This window comes from Leifsonia sp. YAF41 (assembly GCF_052113185.1).
Classification (GTDB): Bacteria; Actinomycetota; Actinomycetes; order Actinomycetales; family Microbacteriaceae; genus Cryobacterium.
Genome location: NZ_JBFRCS010000013.1, coordinates 165533 through 180478, shown reverse-complemented (window position 1 = coordinate 180478; position 14946 = coordinate 165533). Strand labels below are relative to the sequence as shown.

The 14946-nt window shown below is 63.6% G+C and carries 10 protein-coding genes and 3 tRNA genes; 10 read left to right on the top strand and 3 right to left on the bottom strand.

The features are described 5' to 3' along the window. The first annotated feature begins 271 nt into the window (after window positions 1–271). The 5 genes from AB4Y63_RS15665 (at window position 272) to AB4Y63_RS15645 (ending at window position 3195) form a co-directional block, all read left to right on the top strand. A tRNA-Glu gene (locus AB4Y63_RS15665) sits at window positions 272–344 on the top strand. 94 nt (window positions 345–438) lie between these two features. Next, a tRNA-Asp gene (locus AB4Y63_RS15660) sits at window positions 439–515 on the top strand. 65 nt (window positions 516–580) lie between these two features. Continuing rightward, window positions 581–653, top strand: a tRNA-Phe gene (locus tag AB4Y63_RS15655). Between the two features lie 449 nt (window positions 654–1102). Beyond that, on the top strand, window positions 1103–2653 hold the full coding sequence (locus tag AB4Y63_RS15650) for a sugar transferase (RefSeq protein ID WP_441791988.1): 1551 nt from the start codon (window positions 1103–1105) through the stop codon (window positions 2651–2653). Window positions 2654–2697: 44 nt separating this feature from the next. Then, window positions 2698–3195, top strand: a complete 498-nt coding sequence (locus AB4Y63_RS15645; RefSeq protein ID WP_441791987.1) for an adenylyltransferase/cytidyltransferase family protein — start codon at window positions 2698–2700, stop codon at window positions 3193–3195. On the opposite strand, the gene AB4Y63_RS15640 is transcribed toward AB4Y63_RS15645, so the two are convergent. From AB4Y63_RS15640 to AB4Y63_RS15630, 3 genes are all read right to left on the bottom strand, one after another. Continuing rightward, the gene (locus AB4Y63_RS15640; protein WP_441791986.1) at window positions 3192–4091 is read right to left on the bottom strand and encodes a glycosyltransferase family 2 protein; all 900 of its coding nucleotides are present in this window, start codon (window positions 4089–4091) and stop codon (window positions 3192–3194) included. The genes AB4Y63_RS15645 and AB4Y63_RS15640 overlap by 4 nt on opposite strands. Window positions 4092–4130: 39 nt before the next feature. Then, complete coding sequence (locus AB4Y63_RS15635) at window positions 4131–5042, bottom strand: glycosyltransferase family 2 protein (RefSeq protein WP_441792049.1); 912 nt, start codon at window positions 5040–5042, stop codon at window positions 4131–4133. Window positions 5043–5133: 91 nt separating this feature from the next. Next, window positions 5134–6360, bottom strand: a complete 1227-nt coding sequence (locus AB4Y63_RS15630) for an O-antigen ligase family protein (RefSeq protein ID WP_441791985.1) — start codon at window positions 6358–6360, stop codon at window positions 5134–5136. A gap of 287 nt (window positions 6361–6647) precedes the next feature. Here AB4Y63_RS15630 and AB4Y63_RS15625 point away from each other — a divergent pair, with 287 nt between their 5' ends. The 5 genes from AB4Y63_RS15625 to AB4Y63_RS15605 all read left to right on the top strand — a co-directional run bounded on the left by AB4Y63_RS15625 (window position 6648) and on the right by AB4Y63_RS15605 (window position 14932). After that, entirely contained in the window at window positions 6648–8222 is a 1575-nt protein-coding gene (locus tag AB4Y63_RS15625; RefSeq protein WP_441791984.1) for a hypothetical protein, read from the top strand. After that, window positions 8219–8989: a WecB/TagA/CpsF family glycosyltransferase gene (locus AB4Y63_RS15620; protein WP_441791983.1), complete on the top strand. Its 771-nt coding sequence runs from the start codon at window positions 8219–8221 to the stop codon at window positions 8987–8989. The genes AB4Y63_RS15625 and AB4Y63_RS15620 overlap by 4 nt, the downstream gene beginning before the upstream one ends. Before the next feature lies 1 nt (window position 8990). Next, on the top strand, window positions 8991–10514 hold the full coding sequence (locus AB4Y63_RS15615) for an oligosaccharide flippase family protein (RefSeq protein WP_441791982.1): 1524 nt from the start codon (window positions 8991–8993) through the stop codon (window positions 10512–10514). Between the two features lie 239 nt (window positions 10515–10753). Further along, complete coding sequence (locus AB4Y63_RS15610) at window positions 10754–11458, top strand: hypothetical protein (RefSeq protein ID WP_441791981.1); 705 nt, start codon at window positions 10754–10756, stop codon at window positions 11456–11458. Window positions 11459–11518: 60 nt separating this feature from the next. After that, the gene (locus AB4Y63_RS15605; RefSeq protein ID WP_441791980.1) at window positions 11519–14932 is read left to right on the top strand and encodes a fibrinogen-like YCDxxxxGGGW domain-containing protein; all 3414 of its coding nucleotides are present in this window, start codon (window positions 11519–11521) and stop codon (window positions 14930–14932) included. The last annotated feature ends 14 nt before the right edge of the window (window positions 14933–14946 follow it).

Genomic DNA, 14946 nt, shown 5'->3' with positions numbered 1-14946 from the left:
CCCGTTCGGGCGTGTGATCTTGACTTCCGTCACTCGCGTCGTCTTTTTTCACACTAACAACTCCAGGCAACTCTCGCCCAGCAAGAATCCCGAATCTATCTCGGAGGCACCGAAAACCTTCGACCATTCGCCGAGGGTCGCCAAATCAACGCATGCCTGCCGGAGACCACCTCGAGGTGTCACGCGACACGCCAGGCGGTTTTCGATTTGGGCATTCGGCCGAACTCTGCGTATGCTTATGCGTCGGAAGTCATACACGTTATGACCTCTCGGCCCCATCGTTTAGCGGCCTAGGACGGCGCCCTTTCACGGCGTTAACACGGGTTCGAATCCCGTTGGGGTCACACAATTAAATACGCAGTATAGTAATATCAAGCAAGTGAACAAATAGCAGTAAATCTCGAGTTGTAAAACTAAATGTAGACTTGTCTACATCGAGGCCCTGTAGCGCAGTTGGTTAGCGTGCCGCCCTGTCACGGCGGAGGTCGCGGGTTCAAGTCCCGTCAGGGTCGCCAGGCTGAAAGCCCTTCTGAGAGGAAGGGCTTTTGCCTTAGAAAGCGGCTTCTCGAAGCAGTTTTCTGGCTCTGTAGCTCAGTTGGTAGAGCGTTCGACTGAAAATCGAAAGGTCACCGGATCGATGCCGGTCGGAGCCACTTGGCCATCTGCGGGCTTCTACCGCGGGTGGCCATTATTCATTTAAGCCGGCTCGAATCAGGCGTGACTTTTCCGCCCGCCCAGCCGATGCAGCGCTCGAGGCCGTCGCCGGATCCAGCCCTCATTCACGTCGATGACCGTGGGCTCACTTCACGCCCCCCGATTGGGGCACAGCGCCCCGCGCGCGATTCACGCTAATGTCAGCCTGTGTCTAGCTGAGAATTTGTCAGCTATTCATCGTCGGCGGATCGGTCCCCTAGGCCGTGAGCCCGATGCAACCTGAAACATAACCTGTACACCCGAATTGCAGGGAATGGCTAGTGAAAACATCGACAATGTGTCGACGATTCTGTCGACCCAATAGGCCCGAATCCATCAGGACGAGCGCGTCAGCGCCTCCGCAGCGACACCCCCAGGGGCACCGCGCTGCATGGGGGGTGAGCGCCGGATGACTGACCCGAAGCCACGCGATCAGGCCTCATCGAGCGCGGCGAGCGCACCCCCGCCGGTTCTTCGTCTGATCCCGACGCCACCTCCGGCACCGGCGGTGTTCTTTCCCCCTGTCGACGCCCTCTCGGCAGGGCTGGTCTGGGCGAAGCGCTATCGCGCACGTCTCCAGTTCACCGACATCAGCATCATCATGATCGCCGTCAGCCTCGCGTTGATCGTGCGCTTCGGCGGCGCGAGCACCGTGACCCCGAGTTCACTTCACGTCGAGTACTGGTCGATCTCGGTGCTCATCATTGCCGCGTGGATTGTCGCCCTCGGCGCGTTTCACACCCGCGATTCCCGGGTGATCGGCGTCGGAGCTGCCGAGTACCGCCAGGTGATGAATGCGAGCGCGCTCGCCTTCGGGCTGCTGGCCATCGGCTTCCTGGTCTTCCAGGTCGAGATCGCACGCGGCTACTTCATGCTTGCGCTTCCGCTCGGCATGGTCGGATTGCTGCTCGAACGGTGGCTCTGGCGCAAATGGCTGCTTCGCCAGAGACGCTTCGGCCACTACCTGGCCCGCGCCATCGTCGTGGGCAATCGCGAGGACGTCGAATACGTTGTCGGTCAGATCGATGACAAATCCGGTGCCGCCTACTACGTCGTCGGCGTGGCCCTCGAGTCGGATCAGCCAGAGACCATCACCGTGGGCGGCCATTGCGTTCCCATCGTGTCCGATTTTGAGCATGTGGCGGCCGCGGCCGCGACACTGGGCGTGGACACTGTCGTCGTCGCGGGCCAACCGCAAGGCGGCAGCCAATTCATCCGCAATCTCGGCTGGGACCTCGAATCCACGTCGGCCGAACTCGTCCTCTCCAGCCGGTTGACCGACATCGCCGGACCACGAATCCATTTTCGGCCGGTTGAGGGACTTCCCCTCATCCATGTCGAAATCCCCCATTTCGACGGCGCCAAGCACGCGTTGAAACGCTTCGTCGATGTCGTGCTGTCCGCGACAGCCCTCCTCGTGTTTGCGCCTTTGCTGCTCCTCATCGCGCTGCTGATTAAGCTCGACAGCCCCGGCCCTGTGCTCTTCCGGCAGGAGCGATGCGGACGCGGCGGTCGCACCTTCCGCATTCTGAAGTTCCGGTCGATGGTGGCCACTGCCGAAGACGACCTGGCCGGCCTTCTCGACCAGAACGAGGCTTCCGGAGTTCTCTTCAAACTGCGCAACGATCCCCGGGTGACGCGGGTCGGCCGGGTGCTCCGCAAGTACTCCCTCGATGAACTTCCGCAGATCTGGAACATCCTCGTCGGCCAGATGAGTGTGGTCGGTCCGCGACCGCCGCTGCCGGCCGAGGTGCTGTCCTACGAGACCCATGTGCATCGCCGCCTCTACATCAAGCCCGGACTAACCGGAATGTGGCAGGTGAATGGTCGTTCGAACCTGAGCTGGGAAGACAGCGTCAGGCTCGACCTCTACTACGTCGAGAACTGGTCGCTTGCCGGCGACTTGATGATCATCTGGCGCACTGTCAAGACAGTCATTCGTCCCGTTGGCGCCTACTGACCGGCGCCGAAGGCATCCTGAATCGAATTGTACGAGGAGTGAACGTGTCACGTGTTGGATATGCCGGCGGGGCCTTCGACCTGTTCCATGTCGGCCACCTGAACATTCTCAAGCATGCGAAAAGCCAGTGCGACCACCTCATCGCCGGCGTCGTCTCCGACGAAATGCTCCTGCAGACGAAAGGCCGCGGACCGGTGGTCCCCCTGGGGGAACGCTTGGAGATCGTGCGACATATCTCGTTCGTCGATGAGGCGGTGGAAGAGCGGCTCCCGAACAAGCTCGACACCTGGCGCGAGGTGCGTTTCGACGTCTATTTCAAGGGCGACGACTGGAAGGGCACAGAGCGCGGTCGGAAGCTCGAGCGCGAATTCGCCGCGGTCGGTGTCGAAGTCGTCTACTTCCCGTACACCATGGAGACGTCGAGCACGACCCTCCGGCGCGCCCTGGACTCGCTCGACACCCTCGGTTCCGCCACACTCCTCCGCCGCCGGGGCTTCCCTCCACGGCTCGCGAGGTCGGCGCCCCGGCACGGTCAGGCCTAACCAACATTCGCTCTCATTGCGCGCACCGTTTCGATTCGTTGGCCGAGTTTTCGATTGACGATGAGCTGCTCCGATCGGGGCAAGCGCATCGTCGACGCTCGAAACGCCCGTGCGAAGTCGGCAAGCGAACGCTCGAAATCCGCCGGAGTGATGTCTGGGCTGAAGCCGAGCGTGGTCAGCCTTCTGAATGAACGGCCAAGAACCGACTGGCTGAGGTCGGCGAACGCCGACGCAACGTCAGGGTCGGTCCACGACGCATGTCTCCACGCCAGCGAGGCAGTGACCTGCCCCGGATGCACGCGGTACAGCAGAGTCGGCCGCGGCAGGCGCCGTATCCCCACACCGGCTGCAGCTAGGCGCAGCCACAGGTCATAGTCCTCCGCCGGCACTGGCCGATATCCGCCCACTCGTGTCAGCGCGTCGCGTCGCGCGAACATGGTGGGGTGTGAAACCGGATTTGTCAGCAACAGGTGAAATGGAAGCGCGCGCGCGCTGATCGCCAGCGGAGCCGCAAGACCAATTCGGCGGGCATCCGGTCGCCAATTGAGAACCGTCGTGAAGTTGACCTCGGCCGCCGGAGATATCGCGCGGCGCTGATAGTGAAATCTCCCCCGCAGTGTGATGTCATCGGCATCCATGCGCGCGACAAATTCGCTGTCGGTGTGTTCAAGCAGCAGGTTCAACGCGGTCGCGACCCCCACCGACTGAGGTGCGGTGATCACGCGCACCACCCGGGAATCGTAGGACTGCACGAGCGAGAGAGTAGCGTCGGTGCTTCCGTCGTTGAAAACCACGATTTCGGAATCGGCGGGCAGCGCCCTCAGCGTGGAGTCGAGGGCCCTCGCGATCGTCAGCTCGCCGTTCTTCACGGGAACGATCACGCTCAACCGTGGCATGGAGGAACACCTCCGCCGAGGCCACTCTGTCGGCTCATCTCACAGCCCGCGACCATGCCGGTTGACCGCCGACACCAGAGGGCCCGCCGGCACAAGACCTGTTGCAATCGCCCACGCCGCGTAAGCCCTCAATTGAGATCGATCATGTCCGATCGTTCGTCTGGCCCACTGCTTCGCCTCCGGCCGTCGCCCGAGCGCCGCCATCGCAAACGCGATTTGGCCTTCGATCCGCGCTGACCCGATCGCGCTCTGGGTGAATTCGGGATGTTTGTTCAGCAGGTAGGTGAGACCGTCGACGATCCCTTCCCACTTGCCGTCGAAGAATGACGTGCGGTTCCAATGCACAACGACCAGGGGCTCCGGCACTGCCCGGATGAGCCCGACGCGCGACGCCCGCAGGAGGAAGTCGTAGTCTTCCCCGTAGGAAGCGGGCAGCTCCTCGTCGACCAGGCCGATCGGGCCGGTCACGTCTGATCTCCGGAACAGAAATGACGACGGGTGAAGCTCCGTCAGCCGGGATCTGATCAAGTCGGCGAACTCGGTGCGTTCCGGAGGAATCCGGTCCACGAGTCGGCCCGACGTGGCGATCCGGATGCCCGTCGCGATGAGAATCGCGTCGGGATGCTCCCTCCACAGCTCGATCTGACGAGCGAGTTTCGATGGCAACCATTCGTCGTCATCGTCGCAGAAGGCGACAAGCTCGCCATCGGAGGCGAGGATTCCGGTGTTCCGGCCGCCGGCCAGGCCGGGTGAACGAGTGTTCGCCACGGTTCGCAACCGGCGTCGCAGGAGCGGAACCTCGACGTCGTCGAGTGGATCGATTTCAATGCGGTCAGAGACCACGGTCACGTCGATCGCACCGGCATAGTCCTGGCCGAGCACTGCTCGGACTGCATTGCGCAGCATCTGGGGCCTGCCTCGAGTCGCAATCACGACACTGACGCGAGGCATCTGCTCGCCCTGCTGCTCTGCCACCCTGTCCCCGCCTCCTGCGCGTCGAAAAGTCGACACGTGTGACAACCATGGTTCGACAACCGTGGCGTTAGTGTAGCCGACGAACTGAGGACAGCTCAGCTTGAGTTTCCGGCGCTCGATCCGATCCGGGACGCATGGTGAGCGCTGCGGCGATCATCGCCAGCGACAGGCCCGTCGCCATGATTCCGTAATAGGCCGACTCCACGATGACGACGAGTAAGACCGTGTTGCATGCCACTCGCACCGGATCCCGTGCCCGAAACGACGCGCAGAAAGCCCAGACCAGCCACCCCATGAAGAGAATCACCGCCGGAAATCCGTGCGAGAACATGACCATCCACACTTGACCCTGGGTGCCGGCCGCCGGTATGTACGGTGACGCCGACGGCCGGGGTGCTCCGTACCCGAACAGGGGCGAATCCAGGGTGCGCGTGAACGTCTCCGCATAGAGACTCGCCCGGTCCTGCGTCGACGAACTCATCTCGACGCGGTCGGTCAGCCGCTGCTCGATCGGAAGCACGGCGAAGGCCACCGCCACCAGCATCACCAACCCGGCCACCATGAGAATCGCTTTGAGGCTGCCCCGGGCAATTGCCCGCACACTGACGTAGACGACGGCGAGCCCGAGCCCGATGAACATCCCCCGGTTCAAGGTCAGAAATGCCGGAACGAATGACACAGGGATGGCGAGGAGTAACCACCAGAACCGTCGTTCCCTCCGCACGAGAACCAGGTAACCGACCACGATCGGCGTCAGCATCGAGTACGCATTGCCCCAGCCGTTGGTATAGAGAAACGGCGCGCTCGGTCGCGGGTCGAGCTTGAGCCAACCCGTCGGATTGTATTGAGAGACGCGGCGCACCACCATTTCCTGCACCAACTCGTTCGAGCTGATCGTCGGCGAGAAGAGGAGGCCGAACGGAGTGTGCACGGTGAACAGCGGAACGAGCACTCCCAGATACCCGCCGGCGACGACAATCAGCCAGAACACCGTCAACACCCCCGCGACATAGCGCACGGTCAATCTCGATCTGGCGTTGTAGACGTAGACAAACACTACGGTGACGGTGAGATAGAGCAGCGCCCGGTAGAGAAAACCGAGTAGACGCCCACCGGTATCGATCCCGACTACCGAGCAGGCCATCCAGACCAGAAAGAGCAGCCAGATCCCGAAACCACGAGGCACTTCGACATGCCCGTGGCGCGCCAGATAGAAAACCATCACCGCGGCCAGCCCGATCCAGACTGCTTCGCCCGGGCCCAGCAGCCACCAGAGCGGGAAGAGCACGAACATCGCAGTGAACGGCCAGCGGGGAAGCTGATCGACTCGCCCGGTACCGCCAAAGCGCGCGGAAAGTTCGGACTCTGACGCTCGAACAGCGCTCCGACCTGCGAATCCGTCTCGCACGCTTGTGGCCACCTCCTGCGGACGAACACCGCCCTCTGGCACCGATTTTGCTTCTCGAGGAGATTAGTATATGGAGCTACACCCCGGAGGGAGTCAATTCCGGGCGAACCGACACAACTAGGTGCATTTGAGCAGCCGGCTCGAGCCTGACCGACAGTGGGGGTACGCAGAGCATGTCGCAGTCAGCAGAGGGATCGACACTGGGCCTGGAATATTACGTCCGCGTACTTCGACGGCAGTGGCTGGTGATCGTGGCATCAGTGCTTCTCGGCGGCCTGATTGCTGGGTTCTTTCTCCTGCTGACTCCGACTAGAGCCACCGCCACCGCCGACGTCAATATCAATATCATCTCGACCGATCCGTTCAATGCGTCCAAGCAGGCATCCAGCCTTCTCGACGGAACGACGGAGACCCAGATCGCAACGTCTTACTCGGTTGCAAAGGATGCCGCGAACGAGATGGGAACGGGGGCGTCGGCTGCCGAGGTACGACGCAACGTTTCGGTCGATGCGGTCACCGGCGCTTCGGTCGTGCACATCGCGTTCACCGCTCCCACCGCGGCCGAGGCGCAGGCCGGTGCCGATGCCGTCGCCGGCGCTTACCTCGCCTATCGCACTGCCCAAGCCCAAACGAAACTCGACGCGCTCCTGAAAGGAGTCGAAACTCGCCGAACCCAGCTGGGCGAGGAGCTCGCGAATGCGAATTCCCGGATCAGCTCATCGAAATCGGGAACGACCGAAGCGAACCAGGCGGCAAGCGATCGCGACCTCATCACCATGGAGCTCAACACCCTTCTCACCCAGAAGAGCGTGCTGGCTCAGATCGACACTGCCGGAGGATCGGTGCTCACCACGGCCTCCCAGAATGACGTCGTGGTGAAACCGAGCAAGACACAAACACTGGGAGCCGGATTGCTGGTCGGCGGCGTTCTGGGCCTCATCGCCGCCTTCATCGTCAACCCATTTGACCGTCGGCTCCGGAACGCCCAGGAAGTGCGTCGCATCACCGGGGCACCCATCCTTGCGGACATCAGTTCGCTGAACGCCTCGATCCCCGCAAGCGACGACACCCTTGAGCTGCTGCGCGTCGCCCGCGAACGCATCCTGACCGACCTCCCGGTCGACGCGCACGTCATCACGATCTTCGACGACACCCCTGGTGAGGTGCTCTCTGACATTCCGGTCAATCTGGCCGTTGTAATGGCTGAACAGGACCTCACGACGCATCTCATTCTGCCGGGGCCACCCGCCTTCTCTGCAGAGATACGGGTGGGTCTTGATCTGATCTCGCAGAGCGCCGACGAGTCGGGAAACCTCTACCGGTCCGGCCTCAGCCAGCACCTTGATGTCTTCATTCCGGCGGAGGCGGACCCGGCCGGTAATTCTTCTCCTGACATGTCAAAAGACGTGCGCGACAGAGTCTCGCAACATCGGCAAGGAGAACTCCACTTCGTCGTGCTCGACCACGCGTCACCCCGATCCAGCCAACTTGCCGCGCTCCGCCACTCCGACGCCGTCGTGATTGTCGCAGCGCTTCGGGCAAGCCGATCCGACCGAATCGCCGACGTCGTCACCGAGTCGGCGCGCCTCGGAATCGCCGTCCTCGGCACGATCGCCGTGCCCCGCGAACGCTCACTTCCCTCCCCCCAAACCCTGGTCCCGACGCCGGCGCCGCCCGGCGAGCGGGTCGTCGCCGGTGAAGAGCCCGACGCCGATTCGTACGCGCTCTCGTCGTCGGCACCGAAATGAGCGAGGCCGATGTGGCGGCGCCCCGCACGATAGTCGTCGGGGTCCCGGTCGACCGGATGCGTCAAGACCAAATCGTCGAGACGGTCATGACCTGGACGAACGCACCGCACACCCGGGTCGCCGTCGGGGTGAATGCCGCGGTCTGCAATCTGGCGGCCACGGACAGAGTGTTCCACAAGAACCTACTGGAGGCCGACCTGAGCTACGCCGACGGCCGATCGGTTGTCTGGGCGGCCCGGCTTCTCGGGGGCGAAGTACCAGAGAGGGTCGCAACGACAGACCTCATCCACCCGCTTGCGTCGGTCTCGGCTCTGGAAGGCAAGAAGATCTTCCTCTATGGCGGTAGACCCGGTGTTGCGGAGCGCGCCGCAGCCCGGCTTCGCGATGCGCAGCCCGACCTGCTGATCGAGGCCAGAGACGGCTACATTCCTTCCGATCAAATGGACAAGTTGATTGCCGACATCAACGGGTCAGGGGCTCACATTCTGTTTGTGGGGCTGGGCGACCCTCTGCAACAGGACTGGGTCGCACGTCATCGAGATCTTCTCTCGGTTCCCGTCATTCTGACCTGTGGGGGTCTCTTCGACTGGGTGAGCGGTGATAACAAGCGCGCACCATCGTGGATGATCTCGTCGGGGCTCGAATGGCTCTGGCGCCTGATGATCGAACCGAAACGGCTCGGGTCCCGGTACCTTCTCGGCAACCCGACGTTTCTCTACCGACTCAGCAAGCAGGTGGTGAGCCTCCGACGTGGGTCAGCCCAGTGAGGTGAGCAAGTCAGACCTCGAATCCCGGGCCCAGGATTCGCGACTCATCGCGCGCCAGGGAGCTGCGAGCTTTGTCGGCTCGGCGACCAGCGCGATCATGGGTTTCGTCCTGACAGTCGTTCTTGCGCGCACACTGGGTGACGCGGGTTCAGGTGTCGTTTTGCAAGCCATTGCCGTCTTCACCATCGTGTTGAGCCTCGCCCGTGCCGGAATGGACTCGGCCGCCCTCTGGATTATGCCGCGCCTTGTCGCGCACGATCCGGGTCGGATCCGGAGCGCACTCGGCACGATGTTCTTCGTGACGGCGCTCAGCAGTAGCGTGTGCGCCCTCGCCATCGCCATCGTGGCCCCCGCGTTGATGCTCGGCGACGACGCCCATTCCAGCGAGGTGGTGCGCGCCGTGACCGTCGCTGGCTGGTTCCTGCCGGCCGGAGCACTGCTCCTCGTCGCCCTGGCCGTGACGCGGGGGCTCGGGGGCATCATTCCGTTTGTGAGCGTGGGGAGCATCGGTCTGCCTGTCGTGCGCCCGATCGTCGTGTGGCTGGTGGCCACCGCGGGTGGATCGTTTGTCGCAGTCACCCTCGCGTGGGCCGCCCCGCTCCCGTTTGCGCTCATCGCCGCCCTGATCATCGTCAGGTTCCAGGTTGGCCGGCACGAACGCGCCGCTGACGTGCGCGGCTCGTGGCGCCCGGTCCCGGCGTTGCGGCGCAGCATCCTGAACTATGCGCTGCCACGCACGGCCTCGGCTGGCCTCGAACAGACCCTCATCTGGCTGGATGTGATCATGGTCGGAGTGATCGCGGGTTCGGCGGCAGCCGGAGTCTACGGCGGCGCGAGCCGATTCGTCGCGGCCGGCCTGATCATCGACACCGCATTGCGGATCGTCGTTTCGACGCGGTTCAGCACCCTCCTTTTTGAGAAGAAATACACCGAGGTCGAAGCGCTGTATCGGCTGACGGCCACACTCCTCGTGTTGTTCGGCACGCCGGCCTACCTCATCCTGGCCGTCTTCGCCCCGGTTGTGCTCAGCTGGCTGGGGCCCGGATTCGAGCAGGGTGCAACGGCCCTCGTCATCCTCTGCGTCGGGGCCACACTCGCGTTCACCGCCGGAAATATTCAGTCGGTGCTCCTGATGAGCGGGCGAAGCGGCTGGGCGGCCATCAACAAGGGTGTGGTACTTCTTGTCAACGTGGCCGGAAACCTCGTGCTCATTCCACTGATCGGAATCACCGGAGCTGCGATCTCGTGGGCCTTCTGCATGCTGCTTGACGCAGCGCTGGCGACCATCGAAGTCCGACGTTTTCTCGGCATCCGGATGGGCGTCGGAGCGATCACCTATGCGCTCGTTGTTCCTCTCGTCACTTTTGGAGTTCCGGCGATCACGCTGCGGATGACGCTGGGCGAGACGGTCCTGGCACTGTTCCTTGCGATCATCGGCGGCAGCATCCTGTTCGCAGGCTGGTGCATGCTCGATCGGAAGCGGCTGCATCTGCATGATTTCCGGCTGCTCGCCCGACGCCACTGAGCCGCGTGAGGTGCGAGGTCACCCGAATGGGGGGTATTTCCCGACTGAGCGCGGGCGTAGTCTGCGGCCTATGTTGAAATTTATTCAGCTTTTCTAGCTGGTCGACTTCGCATATCAGCCTGTAACCCGAAATACAGGAGAGTACTGGTGGACCCGACACCTGCATCGTTGCTGCGCATGGGCCGTGCAGCGCGCCACCGCTCGCCTCGCCGTCTCCCCAGACGTCCGGGAGCCAGCAGATGAGCAACCCTGTCGAGTCCTCGTCTCCCGAAGCCGCCATCGACGACTCTGCTCAAATTGCACGGGCCGCGCGGCGCGATTCCCGGCGTCGAACCACGATCGTCACAGTGAGCATGCTCGCGACAGTCGCCGTGATCGGCCTCACCTGGTCCGTCTGGCCGACCGGGACGAGCACCACCGCCTCCACCCAGGCGGCTGATCAGCCCGTGGTGTCGACTCCGATCCCGACCGCCGCCGCAGCAGCTCGCCCTTCAGCCGCCCCGAGCGCATCGCCCGTTCCCGACCTGCTTCCTCCGGCTGCGGCCACTACCCACGTCGCCGATTTCCTTGCTGCCGCGGCGGCCATCGCACCCGACGCCACCGACACGTCCGACAGGCTGTCGAAGGTGGCATCCGGCGCCATCATTGCCGAGATCGAGAACGATCAACAGGAACTCGTCGCCAACGGCTGGACACAGGAGGGCACACCGACTGTCGTCTCGTTGACGATTGTGAGCGCGGACGCCACCGCGATTCCGCCGACGACCGTTGCGGAGGCGTGCATCGACTCCAGTGACGTTGTCACTCTCGATTCCGACGGCAAGTCGCTTGCCGGTGCCGGAAACGATCAGACCCACCGCGCACTGAACATCTTCACGCTGCAGCAGAGCGGTTCAACCTGGCGCGTGATCTCACGCACCTTCCCCGCCGACACGACGTGCTGAGCGCCGGTTCCGGTGAGCGTCCGTCCCTCGAAACGTCAACACAGAACAAGGAGAACTGAGATGGCGCTTACCCGAAGCGTTTCGGATCGTTCGACCGTTTCCCGTCTGGGGCCACTGCTGGCGGCCGGAATCGTGTTGGTGTCGGTGCTGGTGCCCCAGAGCGCCAACGCGGTGTCGGCTCTTCCGGCACCCGACGGGCTGACCGCCGCCACAGCGGCTGCGTCGTGTTGGGAAGTCAAGCAGCTGACGCCCGCGGCCCCCAGCGGCGTGTATTGGCTCGGCACACCCCGTTCTGGCGCCCCCCAGCAGTTCTATTGCGATCAGAGCACGAGTGGTGGCGGTTGGGTTCTTGTCGGGCGCGGACGCGACGGCTGGTCCCAGTCCGATGAAGGCTCAGGCACGCCGGGCGACGTGAGCGGCACGGTCACCGGGACGGCGGCGTTTGTGCCGAAGCAGCTGTCCAGCCGAGTGATCACGGGTCTTCTGAACGGCCAGCCGGTTTCGTCGATGACGGATGGCATCCGACTGCGCCGTGCGACGGACACGGCCGGGACACAGTGGCAGGAGTCGACATTCACGTTCTCATCGCCACGTGATCGGTGGTCGTGGATGTTCGGCAACGTGCAGCGAGTCGACTCGTGGACGATCGGAACCGAGTCAGGCATCGGCGGCATGACCCAGGGGTTCGGTTTCGGCACCGCCCAGAACCGAATCGAAACGGCGACAGGGGCGACCCCCGGCTGGTCTTCGGGATTTGGGTTCGGCAGCGACGCTCGCGGGACGCCCGATGCCGGCAGCTACATCTGGGCTTCGAGCACCAGCGCCGGGTACCCTCGGCCGTTCACCCAGGTGTTCTTGCGTCCGAAGCTGATGAGCTCGTCCATCTTCTCAGCTATTCCCGACACGGGAACGGTGAAAGTCGAGCAGCCGGCCGTCGCGGAGAGCTTCGCCGTTCCGACCGTGTGGGGTGTCAGTGGACTCGGCGCCGGACCCAACACGGTCGAGGGCAGCAACGAGGTTTCAGCATTCGCGGAGAGCAACGGCGTCGTCTACGTCGGCGGCAACTTCCTGACGGTTCAGAAGACGGCAGCCGGCGCTTCCCAAGTCGCACAGGCCTACTTGGCCGCCTTTGACGTGAAGACCGGCGAATGGATTTCGTCATTCAGGCCCACCTTTGACAAGCAGGTGAAGGCACTCGCCGTCTTGCCGAATGGCACGCTCGCCGTCGGCGGGTACTTCAGCCAAGTGAACGGAGCTGCTCGACCAGCACTGGTCGCGCTCAACCCGACAACGGGAGCGACGGATACCGCGTTCACGACGAAACTGATCAATACTCTCAGCAGCGGGGTGCCGGTCGTTCGCGCACTCGACGTGCAGGGCAACTGGCTCTACATCGGCGGCCAATTCACCCATATGACCGGCGGGACGGCGTCGGGACAGGTCTACCTGCGCTCTGCAGGTCGAGTCTCGGTCGGTAACGGCACGCCGGACTCCACGTGGAATCCCGAGTTCAACGGCACGGTGGTCTCGCTCGACGCCTCCGCACTCGGCGACCGTGTCTACTTCGCCGGCTTCTTCACCGCGTCGAAGACGACCGCAGCCGTCAAGGGCGCCGTGGTCAGGACATCCGACACCTCGGTCGTTCCCTGGACGATCGCCTTCTCCAGCCCGACCGCCAACTACCAGCAAGCCGTCAAGGAAGTCGGCGGGGTTGTCTGGATCGGCGGTGCGCAACACATGTTGTACAGCTATGACCGCGCCTCGATGGCGGAGAAGAGCAGCAACATCGGCCGCGCGGGAGGTGACTTCCAGGCAATCTCGACCGATGGCTCGGTGATCTACGCCGGTTGCCACTGCTTCTTCTCGATCTACCACGGCACGCACAGCTTTCCGGATGTCGGCACGAGTTGGACTCAGGTGTCAAAGATCAGCAGTGCCGGAGCCTGGGACAGCGCTACCGGGGCACCGCTGCCGCAGTTCAGCCCGATCGTGAATCAGCGAGCCGGAGCGGGCGCGTGGGCTCTCTTCAACGATTCGCTGGGGAACACCTGGTTCGGCGGCGACTATGCGAAGTCCATGAAGGCCGGGTTTGTCAGTCAATGGTCGGGTGGATTCGTGCGATTCGCGCGCAATGACGCACAAGCGCCGACCGTTCCGACGGCACTCGCCGTCGTGTCATCGGCGAGCGGCGACACGCTGACCTGGTCTGGCTCATCCGACAACCGTGGATCAGTGAGATATCAGATCCTGCGGAACGACAGGGTGATCGCGACGACCGCCTCGCTCAGCGCCACGGTTTCCGCCGCACCCGTCGGCACCAAGTACTTCGTTCGCGCCGTCGACGGTTCTGAAAACTGGTCGGCCAGCACGCCGGCGGTGCTCGCGGGAGCGACACCCCCGTCCGATCCGAACAACCCCGTGTTGATCGCCGCCGGAAGCACCTGGAGCTATTCCTATTCGGCGACGCCACCGGCAGCGGGCTGGCAGACACCGAGCTTCGACAGCTCACGCTGGTCGACCGGCGCGGCGCCGCTTGGCTGGGGACAGCCGATCCTCGGTACGACTCTCACCGCGGCGGCACCCCAACCCGTCACCTCGTACTACCGCAAGTCGTTCAACGTAGTGGATGCGACCAAGGTTGCGTCGGTGACGCTGACGACGCGAGCCGACGATGGCATCGTCGTCTCCGTGAACGGAGTCGAAGTAGCGCGCAACAACATCGCAGCCGGGGCGGTCACCTCATCGACCTACGCCAACTCTGCGATCTCGGCAGCGAACGCTCTAGCCAAACCGGTGACAGTCATGGTGCCGGGGTCGGCGTTCGTGACGGGCGCCAACCTGGTCACTGCCGAAGTGCATTCCAACTACCGTGCGACGCCGAGTGCCAGCTTCGAACTGACCGCTCAGGCGACGTTCGGCACTCAGCCACCCGTCGTCCCACCGGTCGGCCCTGGCACCGTTCCTGCGGGGACCGTCATCGTTCCCGCTGCGTCCACCTGGTCGTATTACTACGCGGGCGCGGCGCCGGCGTCGAACTGGGCATCACCGGGATTCGATGCCTCGGCGTGGTCGACCGGCGTGGCTCCGCTCGGCTGGGGACAGGCGGTTCTCGGAACGAACGTGACCACTGCGGATACCCCCAAACCGCTGGCGACCTACTACCGCGGTGCGTTCACCGTCGCCGATCCCGGCAAGATCGGCACACTCCGAATCATGACCAGGGCCGACGACGGCATCGTGCTCTTTCTGAATGGCGCTGAACTCACCCGCGTGAATGTCCAGGCCGGGACCGTCACCAACGGCACCTACGCGACGGTTGCCGTTTCTGCTGCCAACGCGATTGCGAACCCGGTGGTCGTCGATGTGCCCGGCTCCTCGCTGGTCGTCGGCCGCAATGTGATCACCGCGCAGGTTCTCTCCAACTATCGCGCTACCCCGAGCGCCAGCTTCGAGCTGACGGCCGTGGTCCGGTAAACGAAAGTGAGACG

Bases quoted from the DNA above. Each gene is read 5' to 3' on its own strand.
- AB4Y63_RS15650 (WP_441791988.1), top strand. From the start codon at position 1,103: ATGACTGACCCGAAGCCACGCGATCAGGCCTCATCGAGCGCGGCGAGC.
- AB4Y63_RS15640 (WP_441791986.1), bottom strand. From the start codon at position 4,091: ATGCCACGGTTGAGCGTGATCGTTCCCGTGAAGAACGGCGAGCTGACG.
- AB4Y63_RS15635 (WP_441792049.1), bottom strand. From the start codon at position 5,042: ATGCCTCGCGTCAGTGTCGTGATTGCGACTCGAGGCAGGCCCCAGATG.
- AB4Y63_RS15630 (WP_441791985.1), bottom strand. From the start codon at position 6,360: ATGTTCGTGCTCTTCCCGCTCTGGTGGCTGCTGGGCCCGGGCGAAGCA.
- AB4Y63_RS15625 (WP_441791984.1), top strand. From the start codon at position 6,648: ATGTCGCAGTCAGCAGAGGGATCGACACTGGGCCTGGAATATTACGTC.
- AB4Y63_RS15620 (WP_441791983.1), top strand. From the start codon at position 8,219: ATGAGCGAGGCCGATGTGGCGGCGCCCCGCACGATAGTCGTCGGGGTC.
- AB4Y63_RS15610 (WP_441791981.1), top strand. From the start codon at position 10,754: ATGAGCAACCCTGTCGAGTCCTCGTCTCCCGAAGCCGCCATCGACGAC.
- AB4Y63_RS15605 (WP_441791980.1), top strand. From the start codon at position 11,519: ATGGCGCTTACCCGAAGCGTTTCGGATCGTTCGACCGTTTCCCGTCTG.